Origin of the sequence: Burkholderia sp. RF4-BP95 (genome assembly GCF_001521985.1) — a bacterium.
Classification (GTDB): domain Bacteria; phylum Pseudomonadota; class Gammaproteobacteria; order Burkholderiales; family Burkholderiaceae; genus Burkholderia; species Burkholderia diffusa.
Genome location: NZ_LOSX01000092.1, coordinates 57,708 through 73,205 on the forward strand (window position 1 = coordinate 57,708; position 15,498 = coordinate 73,205).

A 15,498-nucleotide genomic window follows, 5' to 3' on the forward strand; every position below is an offset into this window, starting at 1 on the left:
GGTTTCGGCACCTTCATCCGGATGGCGCTTCGGCCCGCAAGCCACGCGTATCGCGGCACGGCGCGCAACGCCATGATGCGGGCCACCGTCGCACCCGGCATGCCCGTGCGTCTCAATCGCGCGAGACCGGCTGAGATGTCGCTGAGACGAACGTCTCACGCCGCGCGCGTGCTGCGATGCAATGTGATCCGCGCAGGCGGATGTGCTACAAGAACATCGAATTCCCCGCCGTACGGAACCGGAGCCGACCATGCCCTATGCCGTCCCCCAGGCCCAGCACGCCGACCGTGTGCTCGGCGCGCTCGCCGGACGCCTGCCCGCGCCGGCCGATTCCGCGCGTCTCGTGTCGTCGTGGCAGCGCTCGCTCGAGCGCTACGCGCTCGACCCCGCGTCGTCGATCGGCCCGCGCGTGCTGACCGCGGCCGAGCTGCGCGAGGTGCGCGACAAGGAGGAAGCCTTCCTGCGCGCGTCGGGCCAGTGCCTGACGCGCCTGCACGACATGATTCGCGTCGCCGATTACTGCGTGATGCTGACCGACGCGCACGGCGTGACGATCGACTACCGCATCGACCGCGAACGCCGCAACGACTTCCGTCATGCGGGGCTGCACATCGGCTCGTGCTGGTCGGAAAGCGAGGAAGGCACCTGCGGGGTCGCGAGCGTGCTGACCGATCTCGCGCCGATCACCGTGCACAAGACCGACCACTTCCGCGCGGCGTTCACCACGCTCACCTGCAGTGCGGCCCCGATCTTCGCGCCGGGCGGCGAACTGATCGGCGTGCTCGACGCGTCGGCCGTCCAGTCGCCGGACGGCCGCGACAGCCAGCGGCTCGTATATCAGCTCGTGCGGCAGAGCGCGGCGCTGATCGAGGACGGCTATTTCGTGCACAGCACCGCGCAGCACTGGATATTGTTCGGGCATCCGAATCGTCACTACGTGGAGGCGCAGCCCGAATGGCTGATCGCGTTCGACGAGTGCGGCAACATCGTCGCCGCGAACCGGCAGGCGCGCGACGCGCTGCCGGCGCTGCGCGAACCGCGCCATATCGACGAGATCTTCGACGCAACCGAGATGCCGCTGCGCGACGCCGCGCGGCTCGACGCGATCGTCGCGCTGCGGCTGCGCGCGACCGGCGCCCCGCTCTATGCGCGGCTGCGCGCGCCGCTCCGGCGCACCGGCCGCGAAACCGGCACGGCGTCGCGCCGCCCCGGCACCGCGCAGCGCCACGTCGGCGCGCTGACGCCGTTCCTGCACAGCAGCGACGCGCGCGTCGCTCAACAGGCCGAACTCGCGCTGCGTGTCGCGAGCAAGCGGCTGCCGATTCTCGTGCTGGGCGAAACCGGTGCAGGAAAAGAAGTATTCGCCCGCGCGATCCACGATGCCGGTGCGCGACGCGCACGGCCGTTCGTCGCGGTCAACTGCGGCGCGCTGCCCGAGGCGCTGATCGAAAGCGAGCTGTTCGGCTATGCGGCCGGCGCGTTCACCGGTGCGCGCAAGCACGGCGCGCGCGGCAAGATCGCGCTCGCGGACGGCGGCACGCTATTCCTCGACGAAATCGGCGACATGCCGCTCACGCTGCAGACCCGCCTGTTGCGCGTGCTCGCCGACGGCGAGGTCGTGCCGCTCGGCAGCGATACACCGGTGCGCGTCGATCTCGATGTGATCTGCGCGACGCACCGTGATCTCGCGCGCATGGTGGCCGACGGCACGTTCCGCGAGGATCTGTATTACCGGCTGAGCGGCGCGACGTTCGAACTGCCGCCGCTGCGCGAGCGCGCGGACGTGCGCGACGTGATCGCCGCGGTATTCGCCGAGGAAGCGCAGGCGACCGGCCACGTGCTCACGCTCGACGCGTCGCTCGCCGAGCAACTCGCCTCGTACCCGTGGCCGGGCAACGTGCGGCAACTGCGCAACGTGCTGCGCTATGCGTGCGCGGTATGCGACGCCGCACGCGTGACGCGGCGCGACCTGCCGGCCGATCTCGCCGCGCAACTCGGCGCCGGTGCGGCCGGCGCGCTGCCGGACGACGAACGCGGCCGCATCGTCGCGGCGCTCACCGCGCATCGCTGGCGGCCCGACGCGGCCGCGCAGGCGCTCGGCATCTCGCGCGCGACGCTGTACCGGCGGATCGCGAAACACCGGATCGTCGCGCCGCACCGCCTCTGACGCACCGGCACGCGTCGCATCACGCGGCGTGCGCGACCGCTTCGGCCGTGCCGCCGTCCCGGCCAGCCGCTTCATCGCGCCGCGTGAACACCTCGTGCGCCGCGAACAACGCGTTGAGCGCAGCAGGAAACCCCGCGTAGACGGCCATCTGAATGAACACCTCGACGATCTCGTCGCGCGTGCAGCCGACGTTCAACGCGGCCTCGATATGCACCTTCAGCTGCGGCTGCGCGTTGCCGAGCGCGGCCAGCGCCGCGATCGTCGCGATTTCGCGCGACTTGAGGTCGAGCTGCGGCCGGCTGTAGACGTCGCCGAACGGAAATTCGATCACCATCCGGCCGAAATCCGGCGCGATCGACGCAAGCGAGGCGATCACGCGCTCGCCCGCTTCACCGTCGATTTCCTTCAACTTGTCCCAGCCCCGCGCATAGCGATCGTCAACGCGTTGTTCCATGGTGTCCGTCCTGTTCCAATAAAGAGTGAGAAGAGGTCGCCCGTCGTTCCGTCTCGCGCTCCTGCGTCTCGTAATACGCGATCTTGTCGCCGATCGCGTCGAGGCTCGCCTGCAGTTCCGCGATATGCGCGCGCACCGCGTCGCGATGCTCGGCCAGCAACCGCCGCCGCGCACCGAACGTCGACTCGCCTTGCGCACGCAGCGCCGCGAACTGCTGCATCTGCGCGATCGGCATGCCGGTCGCCTTCAGGCGCATCACGAAGGCAAGCCAGTCAAGATCGGCCGGCGCATAGAGCCGGTGCCCGGCCGCCGTGCGCGAAATCGCGCGCAGCAGGCCGGCCTGCTCGTAATACCGCAGCGTATGCGTCGACACGCCGGTCAGTTCGGCGACTTGCCCGATCGTCAGCGGACCGGCGGCGGAAGATGTGGATACGGTTTTCGACATGGCAGGATCAAGGTTAGGAGTTAGAGTTCACTCTAAGTCAAGCGTTATCGATCAGCCAAGTACAACGATCTGAAATCACCGCCGCAGACACCGTAAAGAATGGTCAAAACCACCGCGCGGCGCGGCTTTCTGTCTTTACAGCGACGCAAGCCTTCAGCAAGATTCGGTCAGCCTGTCTCAAAAAGGGCACGCATTTGTCCTATGCTTAACGGCGACGCCCGGCGAAGTCTCGCCCCGCCGTCCGTTGCAACAGCCATTCATCCGTCAGAACCAGGGAGCCTTTGCCATGCTGAAAAAGCTGCTGATGCTGTTCGTCGCGCTATCGCTGTCGCTTGCCGCCGGCCTCGCCGCGGCCGTCGAAGTCAACACGGCCGACCAGGCCGCGCTCGAATCGGTGAAGGGCCTCGGGCCCGTGAAGTCGAAGGCGATCATCGACGAACGCACCAAGAACGGCCCGTTCAAGGACGCGGACGATCTCGCGAACCGCGTGAAGGGTCTCGGCACGAAGTCGGTCGGGCATCTCGAGGAAAACGGCCTGACGATCGGCGGCTCGTCGACGCCGCCGAAGGGCGTGAAGCTGTCGAAGCCGGCCGCGACGACGTCCGCAACCCCGTCGGCCACGACGTCGGCAGGCACGGCGCCGACGTCGACGACCGCAGCGCCGGCGCCGGCGCCGACCCCGGCCGCCAGCGCGCCGGAAGCGGCGTCGAAGCCGGCCAAGAGCAAGCGTGCGTCGAAGAAGGAAAAGGCGGCCGCGGCCGCGGCGGCATCCGCCGATGCGGGAGCGAGCGCGAGTGCGCCGGCCGCAGCGTCGTCCACGAAGGCGACGAAGGGTTCGAAGAAGAAGAGCAAGAAGGACAAGGCAGCCTCCGCCGCCGCGGCGTCGGGCGCCTGATGTGCGCCGCGCGTGCGATCGCGTGCGCGCGGCATTCGATCAACGGGCGCCGTCGTTGCGGCGCCCTTTTCAGTGAAGGTGAAGAACCATGGGTCTCCTCGACATCGTTGGCGGTCTGATCGGCGGCCAGGCCGGCGGCAACTCGCAAAGCGCGCTCATCACGACCGCGCTCGAATTCATCAACAACCAGCCGGGCGGCCTGAACGGCCTGATCGAGAAGTTCAAGGCCGGCGGCGCCGGCGACATCATCGGCTCGTGGGTCGGCAACGGCGAAAACCAGCCGATCTCGGCCGACACGCTGCAGAACGTGCTCGGTTCCGACGTCGTCGGCTCGCTGGCGAGCAAGGTCGGCATCGATCCGTCCCAGGCATCGTCGATCCTCGCGCAGGTGCTGCCGCACGTCGTCAACGGCGCGACGCCGAACGGCGAAGTGCCGGCCGGCGGCCAGGTCGATACGTCGAACGTGCTCGGCACGCTCACGCAGCTCGCCGGCATGTTCGGCGGCAAGCAGGCCTGAGCCCGCACCGCGCCGGCTGACGGCCTCGACGGCGGTTTCGGCCGCACCATATGCAAACACCCCGCCTGAGCGGGGTGTTTGTTTTTGCATGCCCGGCGCGAACCGGGCGTGCGGCCGATCACCGGCGATCAGTGCACGACGCGGTCGAACACGAACTTGCCGTCGCTGACGTCGACCGGGATCACGTCCTTCGGACCGAAGCGGCCCGCGAGGATCAGCTTCGCGACCGGGTTCTCGATCTCCTGCTGGATCGCGCGCTTCAGCGGCCGCGCGCCGAACAGCGGATCGTAGCCGACCTTCCCGATCTGTTCGAGCGCCGCCGGCGACACGTCGAGCGCCATGTCGAGCTTCGCGAGCCGGTCGTGCAGGCGCGCGAGCTGGATCTTCGCGATCGATTCGATGTTGCTGCGATCGAGCGCGTGGAACACGACGACGTCGTCGATCCGGTTCAGGAACTCGGGGCGGAAGTGCTGCTTCACTTCGAGCCACACGGCGTCCTTGATCTCTTCCTGCGGTGCCCCCGTCATTGCCTGGATCACCTGCGAGCCGAGGTTCGACGTCATCACGATCACCGTGTTCTTGAAGTCGACCGTACGCCCCTGCCCGTCGGTCATGCGGCCGTCGTCGAGCACCTGCAGCAGCACGTTGAACACGTCCGGGTGCGCCTTCTCGATCTCGTCGAGCAGGATCACGCTGTACGGCTTGCGGCGCACGGCTTCCGTCAGGTAGCCGCCTTCCTCGTAGCCGACATAGCCCGGCGGCGCGCCGATCAGCCGCGCGACGCTGTGCTTCTCCATGAACTCGCTCATGTCGATGCGGATCAGGTGCTCTTCCGAATCGAACAGGAACGCCGCCAGCGCCTTGCACAGCTCGGTCTTGCCGACGCCCGTCGGGCCGAGGAACAGGAACGAGCCGTACGGGCGGTTCGGATCGGCGAGACCGGCGCGCGAACGACGGATCGCATCCGCGACCGCGCCGATCGCCTCGTGCTGGCCGACCACGCGTTCGTGCAGCTTTTCCTCGATGTGCAGCAGCTTCTCGCGTTCGCCCTGCATCATCCGCGACACCGGAATCCCGGTTGCGCGCGACACGACTTCCGCGATTTCTTCCGCGCCGACCTGCGTGCGCAGCAGACGCGGACGCGTCGGGTTGTGCTGCTCCTGCTCTTCGGCCTGCGTGACCTGCTTCAGTTGCGACTCGAGTTGCGGCAGCTTGCCGTACTGCAGCTCGGCGACCTTCTCCAGCTTGCCTTCACGTTGCAGACGCGCGATGTCGGCCCGCACCTTCTCGATCTCTTCCTTGAGTTGCGCGCTGCCCTGCACCGCGGCCTTCTCGGCGGTCCAGATCTCTTCCAGGTCCGCATATTCGCGGCCGAGGCGATCGATCTCTTCCTCGATCAGTTGCAGGCGCTTCTGCGACGCCTCGTCCTGCTCCTTCTTCACGGCCTCGCGCTCGATCTTCAGCTGGATCAGACGGCGATCGAGCTTGTCCATCTCTTCGGGCTTCGAATCGATTTCCATCTTGATCTTCGACGCAGCCTCGTCGATCAGGTCGATCGCCTTGTCCGGCAGGAAACGATCGGTGATGTAACGGTGCGACAGCTCGGCAGCGGCGACGATCGCCGGGTCGGTGATGTCGACGCCGTGGTGCAGTTCGTACTTCTCCTGCAGCCCGCGCAGGATCGCGATCGTCGCCTCGACGCTCGGCTCGTCGACGAGCACCTTCTGGAAGCGGCGCTCGAGCGCGGCGTCCTTCTCGATGTACTTGCGGTATTCGTCGAGCGTGGTCGCGCCGATGCAGTGCAGCTCGCCGCGCGACAACGCCGGCTTCAGCATGTTGCCTGCGTCCATCGCGCCTTCGGCCTTGCCGGCACCGACCATCGTATGGATCTCGTCGATGAACACGATCGTCTGGCCTTCGTCCTTGGCGATGTCGTTGAGCACGGCCTTCAGGCGCTCCTCGAACTCGCCGCGATACTTCGCGCCGGCGAGCAGCGCGGCCATGTCGAGCGACAGCACGCGCTTGCCCTTCAGCGTCTCGGGCACTTCGCCGTTGACGATACGCTGCGCGAGCCCTTCGACGATCGCGGTCTTGCCGACGCCCGGCTCGCCGATCAGCACCGGGTTGTTCTTGGTCCGGCGCTGCAGGATCTGGATCGAACGGCGGATTTCGTCGTCACGGCCGATCACCGGATCGAGCTTGCCCGCGCGGGCGCGCTCGGTCAGGTCGACCGTGTATTTCTTCAGCGCCTCGCGCTGGCTTTCCGCGTCCTGGCTGTGCACCTGCGAGCCGCCGCGCACCGCGGCGATCGCGGCTTCGAGCGCCTTGCGCGTGAGGCCATGCTGACGGGCGAGCTTGCCGGCGTCGCCCTTGTCGTCGGACACGGCGAGCAGGAACATCTCGCTCGCGATGAACGTGTCGTTGAGCTTCTGCGCTTCCTTGTCGGCCTGATTCAGCAGCCCGGCCAGCTCGCGGCCGATCTGGATGTCGCCGCCCGTGCCCGTGACTTGCGGCAGGCGCGAAATGGCTTCGTTCAGCGCGCCTTGCAGCGCCTGCACGTGAACGCCCGCGCGCGACATCAGCGAGCGGGCGGAGCCGTCCTGCTGCGCGACCAGCGCCGCCAGCACGTGAACGGGTTCGATGTATTGATTGTCGCGGCCTGCCGCGAGGCTTTGGGCGTCCGCGAGTGCTTCCTGGAACTTGGTGGTGAGCTTGTCGATTCTCATTTGGCGAGACCTCCAATTTTCGATTAACACCAAGATGTGGATGGTTATACGGGTTTCAAGCGAAATTCGGGTTGATTCAGCGCAAAAATCGCCGGCTGGCGATGCGGCGGCCTGCGGGCCGGCCGCCGCCCGGCTGGCGGCGACGGTGCCGGCGCGTCAGCCGACCTTCGACGGCGATGCGGCGGATGCCGGCGCGTCGTCCCCGGACGGCTCGGCACGCACCAGCGCGACCGGACGAATGCCCAGCAGCGCCATGAGCGGCGACGCGGGCACGGTCAGTTCGCCGAGCGTGTGACGGTCGAGTTCGGCGAAGAATGCGTCGCGCGCGGCCGCCAGCACGCCCTTCAGGCGGCACTGCGGTTCGATCACGCAGCCGCGCGACTCGTCGCCGTCGGGCGCAAAGCAGCCGACCAGCGCGAAATCGTTCTCGGTCGCGCGCACGACCTGGCCGACCGTCAGCTTCAGCGAATCGGGAAACAGCCGCAGCCCGCCGTTGCGGCCGCGGACGGTATCGACCCAGCCGAGCTCGCCGAGCTGCTGCACGACCTTCATCAGATGGTTCTTCGAGATGCCGTAGGCGTCCGAGATCTCCTGGATCGTCGCGAGCCCCTCGCCGCGCACGGCCAGGTACAGCATGACGCGCAGCGAATAGTCGGTGTAGTCGGTGAGTCTCATGAGCGAATACGGAAAATGATCGATCGCGCCCCGATCAAGCGGGCCGGATCAATCGAAACGCGCGCCGCGACGGTTCTCGAGGCCGCTTGACGGCGCCGGGTTGCCGGGACGGCCGGCGCGCAATAAGATGCATGGCACCTACGCATTTTTCAGGCATCGGTGGACGCTATTTTGCGTGAAAATTCTGTCGGCGTCCTGCGCGTTGCCCACGCTGCCGTTCCGCCGACACGACGCCGACGCCCTGATTTCCCGGCCCTTTTTGCCATGACCGCTCTGCCCGCCACGCCCGAAACCGCCCCGGCCCGCCCTCGCGACGCCGAACCGACCGAAGACAACATCCGCGACCTCGTGTACGCGTTCTACGAGCGCGTGCGCGCCGATCCGCTGCTCGGCCCCGTGTTCGACGCGAAGCTGGACGGCCGCTGGGACGACCATCTGCCGAAGATGGTAAGCTTCTGGTCGAGCCTTGTGCTCGGCACCAAGGGCTATCGCGGCAACGTGCAGCAGGCGCACCAGCCACTCGACGGGATCGAGCCCGCGCATTTCAGCCGCTGGCTGTCGCTGTTCCTGAAGACCGTCGAGGGGCGCTACACGCCGCCCGCGGCCATCCGCTTCATGGAGCCCGCGCTGCGCATCGCGCAGAGCCTGCAGTTGAGCCGCTTCGGCTGGGATTATCAAATTCCGCCCGAGCAGCAGGCGCTGCTCGACGCGATCGCGCCACGCCGTCGCGACACGGGCGACGATCCGCATGCGCTGCCGTCACGCGCCCGCGGCGAGCCGTTTCCGACGAAGATCATCGGGCGCGGAACCGATCCGGACGCCTGACACGACGATTCGCAGCGCCGGAGCGCTTGAGTGCCTGCGGCACGTCGCCGCACGACACGAACGCCGCGCTCAACGCGGCGTGTTGCCCGATTCGACGCCCCAGCGCGCGAGCGCCGCATCGTCGGTGCTGCGGGCGTCGACCCAGCGCTCGCCGTCCGGCGTCGTTTCCTTTTTCCAGAACGGCGCCTCGGTCTTCAGGTAGTCCATCACGAACTCGCACGACGCGAACGCGTCGCCGCGATGCGATGCGACCGTCGCGACCATCACGATCTGGTCGAGCGGCAGCAGCCGGCCGACGCGATGCACGATCGCGACGTCGATCCCGGGCCAGCGCCGGGCGGCCTCGGCGGCGATCTTCTCGAGCGCCTTCTCGGTCATCCCTGGATAGTGCTCGAGCTCCATCGCGGCGACCGAATCGCCTTCGTTCAGGTCGCGCACGGTGCCGACGAAGCAGGCGACCGCGCCGATCTTCGGGTTGCGCGCGCGCAGCGCCGCCACCTCCGCGTTCAGGTCGAAATCGTTAGTCTGTACTCGTACCGTAGCCATCGTCTGCCTCTGTCGACCAGAGTTAGCGCTTTAGCGCTCTACTCTGGTCCCATGCCTCGCGGTCGACCAGAGTTAGCGCTTTAGCGCTTTACTCTGGTCCCATGCTTCGCGGTCGACCAGAGTTAGCGCTTCAGCGCTTTACTCTGGTCCCATGCAAAGCTCAACCGCCCGTCACGGGCGGAAAAAACGCGACCTCGCAACCATCGGTGAGCCGCGTATCGGGGTCGGTCATCTCGTGATTGCATGCCATGCGCAACGCGCGCCCTTCGGCGAGCGTCTCGGCCCACGCGCCGCCGCGCAGGCGCAGCCATGCGCGCACGTCGCCGACGGTCGTCACGCCGTCCGGCACGTCAGCCTGTTCGTCGGACACGCCCAGCGCCTCGCGCACGCTCGCAAAGAATTTCAGTTGAATCTTCATGGGTCAGGAAGCCGTCGCGTTACGACAGCAGTTCGGAAAACGGAATGAAACGCACGGTCTCGCCCGCGCTGATCGCATGCTGCGGCGGATTGTCGATCAGGCCGTCGCCCCAGACCGTCGACGTCAGCACCGCCGAGCTCTGGTTCGGGAACAGGTCGAGGCCGCCGGCCGCGTTGACGCGCGCGCGCAGGAATTCGTTGCGCCGGTCGCCCTTGCTTTGCGAGAAGTCCGCGCGCAGCGACAGCGCACGCGGCGCGACGTCGCGCACGCCGGACAGGCGCAGCAGGAACGGCCGCACGAACAGCAGGAACGTGACGAAGCTCGACACGGGATTGCCCGGCAGCCCGATGAAATGCGCGTCGGGACGCGCGTCGCCGCGGCGCACCGCGCCGAACGCGAGCGGCTTGCCAGGCTTCATCGCGATCTGCCACAGCGCGAGCCGCCCCTCGGCCTCGACGGCAGGCTTCACGTGATCCTCGTCGCCGACCGATACGCCGCCGCTCGTCAGGATCACGTCGTGATCGCGCGCGGCCTCGCGCAGCGTGTCGCGGGTCGCGGCGAGCGAGTCGGGCACGATCCCGAAGTCGGTCACGTGGCAGCCGAGCCGCTCAAGCAGCCCGCGCAGCGTGAAGCGGTTCGAATTGTAGATCGCGCCGGGTTTCAGCGGCTCGCCCGGCATCGTCAGTTCGTCGCCGGTGAAGAACACCGCGACGCGAATCCGCCGCGCGACCGACAGCTGCGCACAGCCGACCGACGCGGCCAGCCCGAGCGCCTGCGGGGTAAGCCGCGTCCCGGCCGGCAGGATCACCGAGCCCTGGCGGATGTCCGCGCCCTGCGCGGTGATCCACTCACCGGCCTTCGGCGTGTGGAGAATTTCGACCGCATCGCCGTCGGCCGACGTCTGCTCCTGCATCACGACGGCATCGGCGCCGGGCGGCACCGTCGCGCCGGTGAAGATCCGCGCGGCCGTGCCCGCCGCGAGCGGCGCGGCCGGGTGGCCGGCCGGGATCCGCTGCGACACCGGCAGGCGCCGCTCGCCGTGCAGCAGGTCAGCGACGCGCACCGCATAGCCGTCCATCGCGCTCGTATGCATCGGCGGCACGTCGAGCGGCGAGCTCACGTCGGCCGCCAGCACACGGCCGAGACCGTCGAGCGTGGCGACGGTTTCGGCGCCGGGCAGCGGCTTCGCGGCTTCGAGCAGCGCAGCGAGCGCTTCGGCGGTCGACAGCATCGGCGCGCGCGGCGCCGCGGGATTCGGGTTCGACATCGATGGAATCGGGGATCGTTGGAATCAATACGTCATTGTAGCGACGCCATCGCGCCCACGTGCGATATGCCGGACATGCGGCAACTGTGATCGGCGCGAACGCGCTGCCCCGGCACTCGTTTCGCGCGCCATCCGGCAACGCGCCCGCGCGCGGCCGCCACCAAGCGAAACGGCCGGAACCCCGATCCGTGCGACGAATCGGTATTCCGGCCGTCCTGAGCCGCGGGGCTTGCGACCCCGCGGCCCGGCGCTGCCCCGGCTGCTACGTTATGCGCCCGTATGCGCGGCGATGAAGTCCTTCACCTGCTGCGCATCGGCCTTTACGACCTCGAAACGCTGCGGCAGCGCCTCGAGCCCGTCGAATGCGGCCGGCCGCTCGGCTTCGCGATCGAGCGCCTCGCGGATCGTCTCGCCGAACTTGATCGGCTGGGCCGTCTCGAGCACGATCATCGGCACGCCCGCGTCGAGGTGCTCGCGCGCGACCTTCACGCCGTCGGCCGTGTGCGTATCGATCATCGTGTCGTAGCGCGAGAACACGTCGCGGATCGTCGCGATGCGGTCCGCGTGGCTGCTGCGACCCGACACGAAGCCGAACTCGGCGACGCGCGCGAAGTCGCCGCTCGCCGCGAGATCGAAACCGCCCTTCTCCTCGACGTCGCGGAATAGCTGCATCACGCGTGCCGGATCGCGGCCAAGCAGGTCGAACACGAAGCGCTCGAAGTTCGACGCCTTCGAGATGTCCATGCTCGGGCTGCTCGTGTGATACGTGTTTTCCGCGCTGCGCACGCGATATGCGCCGGTGCGGAAGAACTCGTCGAGCACGTCGTTCTCGTTGGTCGCGACCACGAGCTTCGCGATCGGCAGGCCCATCATCCGCGCGATGTGACCCGCGCAGACGTTGCCGAAGTTGCCCGACGGCACCGTGAACGACACGCGCTCGTCGTTGGACGTCGTCGCCGCGAAATAGCCCTTGAAGTAGTACACGACCTGCGCGACGACGCGCGCCCAGTTGATCGAGTTGACGGTGCCGATCTTCTGCTGCGCCTTGAACGCGTGATCGTTCGACACGGCCTTCACGATGTCCTGGCAGTCGTCGAACACGCCTTCGACCGCGAGGTTGAAGATGTTCGGATCCTGCAGGCTGAACATCTGGGCGGTCTGGAACGCGCTCATCTTCTTGTGCGGCGACAGCATGAACACGCGCACGCCGGCCTTGCCGCGCATCGCGTATTCGGCCGCGCTGCCCGTGTCGCCCGACGTCGCGCCGAGGATGTTCAACGCTTCGCCGTGCTTCGCGAGCGTGTACTCGAACAGGTTGCCGAGCAGCTGCATCGCCATGTCCTTGAACGCGAGCGTCGGGCCGTTCGACAGTTCGAGCAGCGAGATCGGCGCGCCGTTCTCGCTGCCGAGCGTCTTCAGCGGCGTGATGTCGGACGCGTTCTCGCCGTGGCGCGTGTTGCTGTACACGGCGGCCGTATACGTGCGGCGCGTGATCGCGCGCAGGTCGTCGGCCGGCACGTCGTCGCAGAACTTCGACAGGATCTCGAACGCGAGATCCGCGTACGGCAGCGTGCGCCAGCGGGCCAGTTCGTCGGCCGACACCTTCGGATACTCGGCCGGCAGGTACAGCCCGCCGTCCTTCGCGAGACCGCCGAGCAGGATGTCGGAGAACGTGTGGCGCTCGCCGATGCCGGCGCCGCGCGTGGAGATGTAGTTCATGTCGTTCCTGGTCCTCAGTTCAGCGCTTCCATGCGCAGCTTCGTCACCTTCGAGACCACCGTCGCGAGGCCTTCGATCTGCGCGATCGCCGCGTTCACGTGCTTCTCCAGCGTCTCGTGCGTGATCAGGATGATGTCGGTTTCGCCGTTCGCGTCGTCGACCTGCTCCGACTCCTTCTGCAGCAGCGCGTCGATCGAGATGCCCGTCGCGGCGAGGATGCGCGTGATGTCCGCGAGCACGCCCGTCTGGTCGGCCACGCGCAGGCGCAGGTAGTAGCCGCTCGTCACTTCCTCGATCGGCAGGATCGGCGTGTTCGACAGGCTGTCCGGCTGGAACGCGAGATGCGGGACGCGATGCTCGGGGTCGGCCGTGTGCAGGCGCGTGACGTCGACGAGATCCGCGACGACCGCCGACGCGGTCGGTTCCGCGCCCGCGCCCTTGCCGTAATACAGCGTCGTGCCGACCGCGTCGCCGTGCACGACGACCGCGTTCATCGCACCCTCGACGTTCGCGAGCAGGCGCTTCTCGGGAATCAGCGTCGGATGCACGCGCAGCTCGATGCCGTTTTCGGCGCGGCGCGTGATGCCGAGCAGCTTGATCCGGTAGCCGAGCTCTTCCGCGTAGCGGATGTCGGTCGCGTCGAGCTTGCTGATGCCTTCGACGTACGCGCGGTCGAACTGGACCGGCACGCCGAACGCGATCGCGCTCATGATGGTCGCCTTGTGCGCGGCGTCGACGCCTTCGATGTCGAAGGTCGGATCGGCTTCCGCGTAACCGAGCTCCTGCGCAGCCTTCAGCGCGGTCGCGAAGTCGAGGCCGCGGTCGCGCATTTCCGACAGGATGTAGTTCGTCGTGCCGTTGATGATGCCGGCGATGTACTGGATGCGGTTCGCGGTCAGGCCTTCGCGCAGCGCCTTGATGATCGGAATGCCGCCGGCGACGGCCGCCTCGAACGCGACCATCACGCCCTTTTCGCGCGCGGCCTCGAAGATCTCGGTGCCGTGCACCGCGAGCAGCGCCTTGTTCGCCGTCACGACGTGCTTGCCGTTCGCGATCGCGCGCAGCACGAGCTCGCGCGCGATGCCCGTGCCGCCGATCATCTCGGCGATGATCGAAATCGACGGATCGTCGACGACCGCGTTGAAATCGTCGGTGATCTGCGCGGCGCCGGCGTTACCGCCGAGCGCGGCCTGCGCCTTGGCCGGGTTGCGCACCGCAATGCGCGCGACCTCGATGCCGCGCCCCGCGCGTCGCTTGATTTCTTCCTGGTTGCGGTGCAGCACCGTGAAGGTGCCGCTGCCGACGGTGCCGAAGCCCAACAGGCCAACTTTGATCGGTTCCATGCTGCGTGTGATCGATGAGTAAGAATGAATGAATGCCGGGGACCTTGTCCGCTCAGACCGAATGGCGCTTGCGGTAGCCGTCGAGGAAGCGCGCGATCCGGTTGATCGAATCGGTCAGGTCGTCGAGGTTCGGCAGGAAGACCACGCGGAAATGATCCGGCGCCGCCCAGTTGAAGCCCGTCCCCTGCACGAGCAGCACGCGTTCCTCGAGCAACAGGTCGAGGATGAACTGCTGGTCGTTCTGGATCGGATAAAGCTTCGGATCGAGGCGCGGGAACATGTACAGCGCGGCCTGCGGCTTCACGCAGGTCACGCCCGGAATCGACGTGAGCATGTCGTACGCCAGCTCGCGCTGCTTGTACAGGCGCCCGCTCGGCACGATCAGCTCCTTGATGCTCTGGTAGCCGCCGAGCGCGGTCTGGATCGCGAACTGCCCGGGCACGTTCGCGCACAGGCGCATCGACGACAGGATCCCGAGCCCTTCCAGATAATCCTTCGCGCGCCGGCGGTTGTCGCCGCCGAGGCCCGACACGGCCATCCAGCCCGCGCGATAGCCGCACGAGCGATAGCTCTTCGACAGGCTGTTGAACGTGACGGTGATCACGTCTTCCGACAGCGAGCCCAGCGCCGTGTGCTCGAGCCCGTCGTAGACGATCTTGTCGTAGACCTCGTCGGCGAACACGATCAGCCCGTGCTGGCGCGCGATCTCGAGCAGATCGCGCAGCAATTCGTCGGAATAAAGCGCGCCGGTCGGGTTGTTCGGGTTGATCACGACGATCGCCTTGGTGTTCGGCGTGATCTTGCTGCGGATGTCGTCGAGGTCGGGCATCCACGCGTTCTGCTCGTCGCACACGTAATGCACGGGCGTGCCGCCCGACAGGCTCACGGCGGCCGTCCACAGCGGGTAGTCGGGCGCCGGCAGCAGCACTTCGTCGCCGTCGTTCAGGAGCGCCTGGGTCGCCATCACGATCAGCTCGGACGCGCCGTTGCCGATGTAGATGTCGTCGAGGCCGACGCCGACGACACCCTTTTGCTGCGTGTAGTGCATCACGGCCTTGCGGGCCGAGAACACGCCCTTCGAATCCGAATAGCCTGACGACGCCGGCAGGTTGCGGATCATGTCCTGGATGATTTCGTCCGGCGCGTCGAAACCGAACGGCGCGAGGTTGCCGATGTTCAGCTTGATGATGCGGTGGCCTTCTTCCTCGAGGCGTTTCGCGTGCTCGAGCACCGGGCCACGGATGTCGTAGCAGACGTTGAGCAGCTTGTTCGACTTCTGAATCGGTTTCACGACGACACGGTTCCTGGGTTGGCCTTGCGGCCGGGGGACGGGATCAAAACTGGAGAGCGGCCGGTCTGTGCGCGCTGTCTAGACTGGGGAAAATGCGGGCGGTCGGACGCGGCTTGTGGCGACGCACGATGCAAGTGGCGCCCGGGGGCGACCAAAAAGTTATAATTTAGCGGATTTTGGCCGACTTTCGCAATGCACCATGGCCGCTCC

14 protein-coding genes are annotated in these 15,498 nt (G+C 67.4%); 4 read left to right on the forward strand and 10 right to left on the reverse strand.

Features of this window, described 5'->3' with window-relative positions:
• Positions 1-250: 250 nt before the first annotated feature.
• Positions 251-2,167 carry a sigma-54-dependent Fis family transcriptional regulator gene (locus WS46_RS31520; protein ID WP_059693263.1) on the forward strand — a complete coding sequence of 639 codons (1,917 nt, stop codon included), beginning with the start codon at positions 251-253 and terminating at the stop codon, positions 2,165-2,167.
• A 19-nt stretch (positions 2,168-2,186) separates the two neighbouring features.
• Here the strand turns inward: WS46_RS31520 and WS46_RS31525 are convergent, their stop codons facing one another.
• Positions 2,187-2,621 (reverse strand): carboxymuconolactone decarboxylase family protein, encoded by a 435-nt coding sequence (locus WS46_RS31525; RefSeq protein WP_059693265.1) that lies wholly within the window; start codon positions 2,619-2,621, stop codon positions 2,187-2,189.
• Positions 2,605-3,066 carry a MerR family transcriptional regulator gene (locus WS46_RS31530; RefSeq protein ID WP_059693267.1) on the reverse strand — a complete coding sequence of 154 codons (462 nt, stop codon included), beginning with the start codon at positions 3,064-3,066 and terminating at the stop codon, positions 2,605-2,607. Before WS46_RS31530 ends, WS46_RS31525 begins: the two co-directional genes overlap by 17 nt.
• 286 nt (positions 3,067-3,352) lie before the next feature.
• Between WS46_RS31530 and WS46_RS31535 the strand changes: the two genes are divergently transcribed.
• Positions 3,353-3,961 carry a helix-hairpin-helix domain-containing protein gene (locus WS46_RS31535; protein ID WP_059693270.1) on the forward strand — a complete coding sequence of 203 codons (609 nt, stop codon included), beginning with the start codon at positions 3,353-3,355 and terminating at the stop codon, positions 3,959-3,961.
• Positions 3,962-4,049: 88 nt separating this feature from the next.
• Entirely contained in the window at positions 4,050-4,478 is a 429-nt protein-coding gene (locus tag WS46_RS31540; protein ID WP_059529856.1) for a YidB family protein, read from the forward strand.
• A gap of 128 nt (positions 4,479-4,606) precedes the next feature.
• On the opposite strand, the gene clpB is transcribed toward WS46_RS31540, so the two are convergent.
• On the reverse strand, positions 4,607-7,204 hold the full coding sequence (clpB, locus tag WS46_RS31545) for an ATP-dependent chaperone ClpB (protein WP_059529853.1): 2,598 nt from the start codon (positions 7,202-7,204) through the stop codon (positions 4,607-4,609).
• Positions 7,205-7,360: 156 nt separating this feature from the next.
• Positions 7,361-7,879 (reverse strand): Rrf2 family transcriptional regulator, encoded by a 519-nt coding sequence (locus WS46_RS31550; protein WP_059693272.1) that lies wholly within the window; start codon positions 7,877-7,879, stop codon positions 7,361-7,363.
• Between the two features lie 264 nt (positions 7,880-8,143).
• On the opposite strand from WS46_RS31550, the gene WS46_RS31555 reads away from it, so the two are divergent.
• Positions 8,144-8,704 (forward strand): group III truncated hemoglobin, encoded by a 561-nt coding sequence (locus WS46_RS31555; protein ID WP_059693274.1) that lies wholly within the window; start codon positions 8,144-8,146, stop codon positions 8,702-8,704.
• A gap of 69 nt (positions 8,705-8,773) precedes the next feature.
• On the opposite strand, the gene WS46_RS31560 is transcribed toward WS46_RS31555, so the two are convergent.
• From WS46_RS31560 to WS46_RS31585, 6 genes are all read right to left on the reverse strand, one after another.
• Positions 8,774-9,250 (reverse strand): molybdenum cofactor biosynthesis protein MoaE, encoded by a 477-nt coding sequence (locus tag WS46_RS31560; protein ID WP_059693276.1) that lies wholly within the window; start codon positions 9,248-9,250, stop codon positions 8,774-8,776.
• A gap of 160 nt (positions 9,251-9,410) precedes the next feature.
• A complete protein-coding gene (gene moaD, locus WS46_RS31565) occupies positions 9,411-9,668 on the reverse strand; it encodes a molybdopterin converting factor subunit 1 (RefSeq protein WP_006758354.1) in 258 nt (85 codons plus the stop codon).
• Between the two features lie 19 nt (positions 9,669-9,687).
• Positions 9,688-10,935: a gephyrin-like molybdotransferase Glp gene (glp, locus tag WS46_RS31570; RefSeq protein WP_059529840.1), complete on the reverse strand. Its 1,248-nt coding sequence runs from the start codon at positions 10,933-10,935 to the stop codon at positions 9,688-9,690.
• A 267-nt stretch (positions 10,936-11,202) separates the two neighbouring features.
• Positions 11,203-12,654, reverse strand: a complete 1,452-nt coding sequence (thrC, locus tag WS46_RS31575) for a threonine synthase (RefSeq protein WP_059693278.1) — start codon at positions 12,652-12,654, stop codon at positions 11,203-11,205.
• Positions 12,655-12,668: 14 nt separating this feature from the next.
• Positions 12,669-13,997, reverse strand: a complete 1,329-nt coding sequence (locus WS46_RS31580) for a homoserine dehydrogenase (RefSeq protein ID WP_059529834.1) — start codon at positions 13,995-13,997, stop codon at positions 12,669-12,671.
• A 52-nt stretch (positions 13,998-14,049) separates the two neighbouring features.
• Positions 14,050-15,288 (reverse strand): pyridoxal phosphate-dependent aminotransferase, encoded by a 1,239-nt coding sequence (locus WS46_RS31585; RefSeq protein ID WP_059529831.1) that lies wholly within the window; start codon positions 15,286-15,288, stop codon positions 14,050-14,052.
• Positions 15,289-15,498 lie beyond the last annotated feature (210 nt).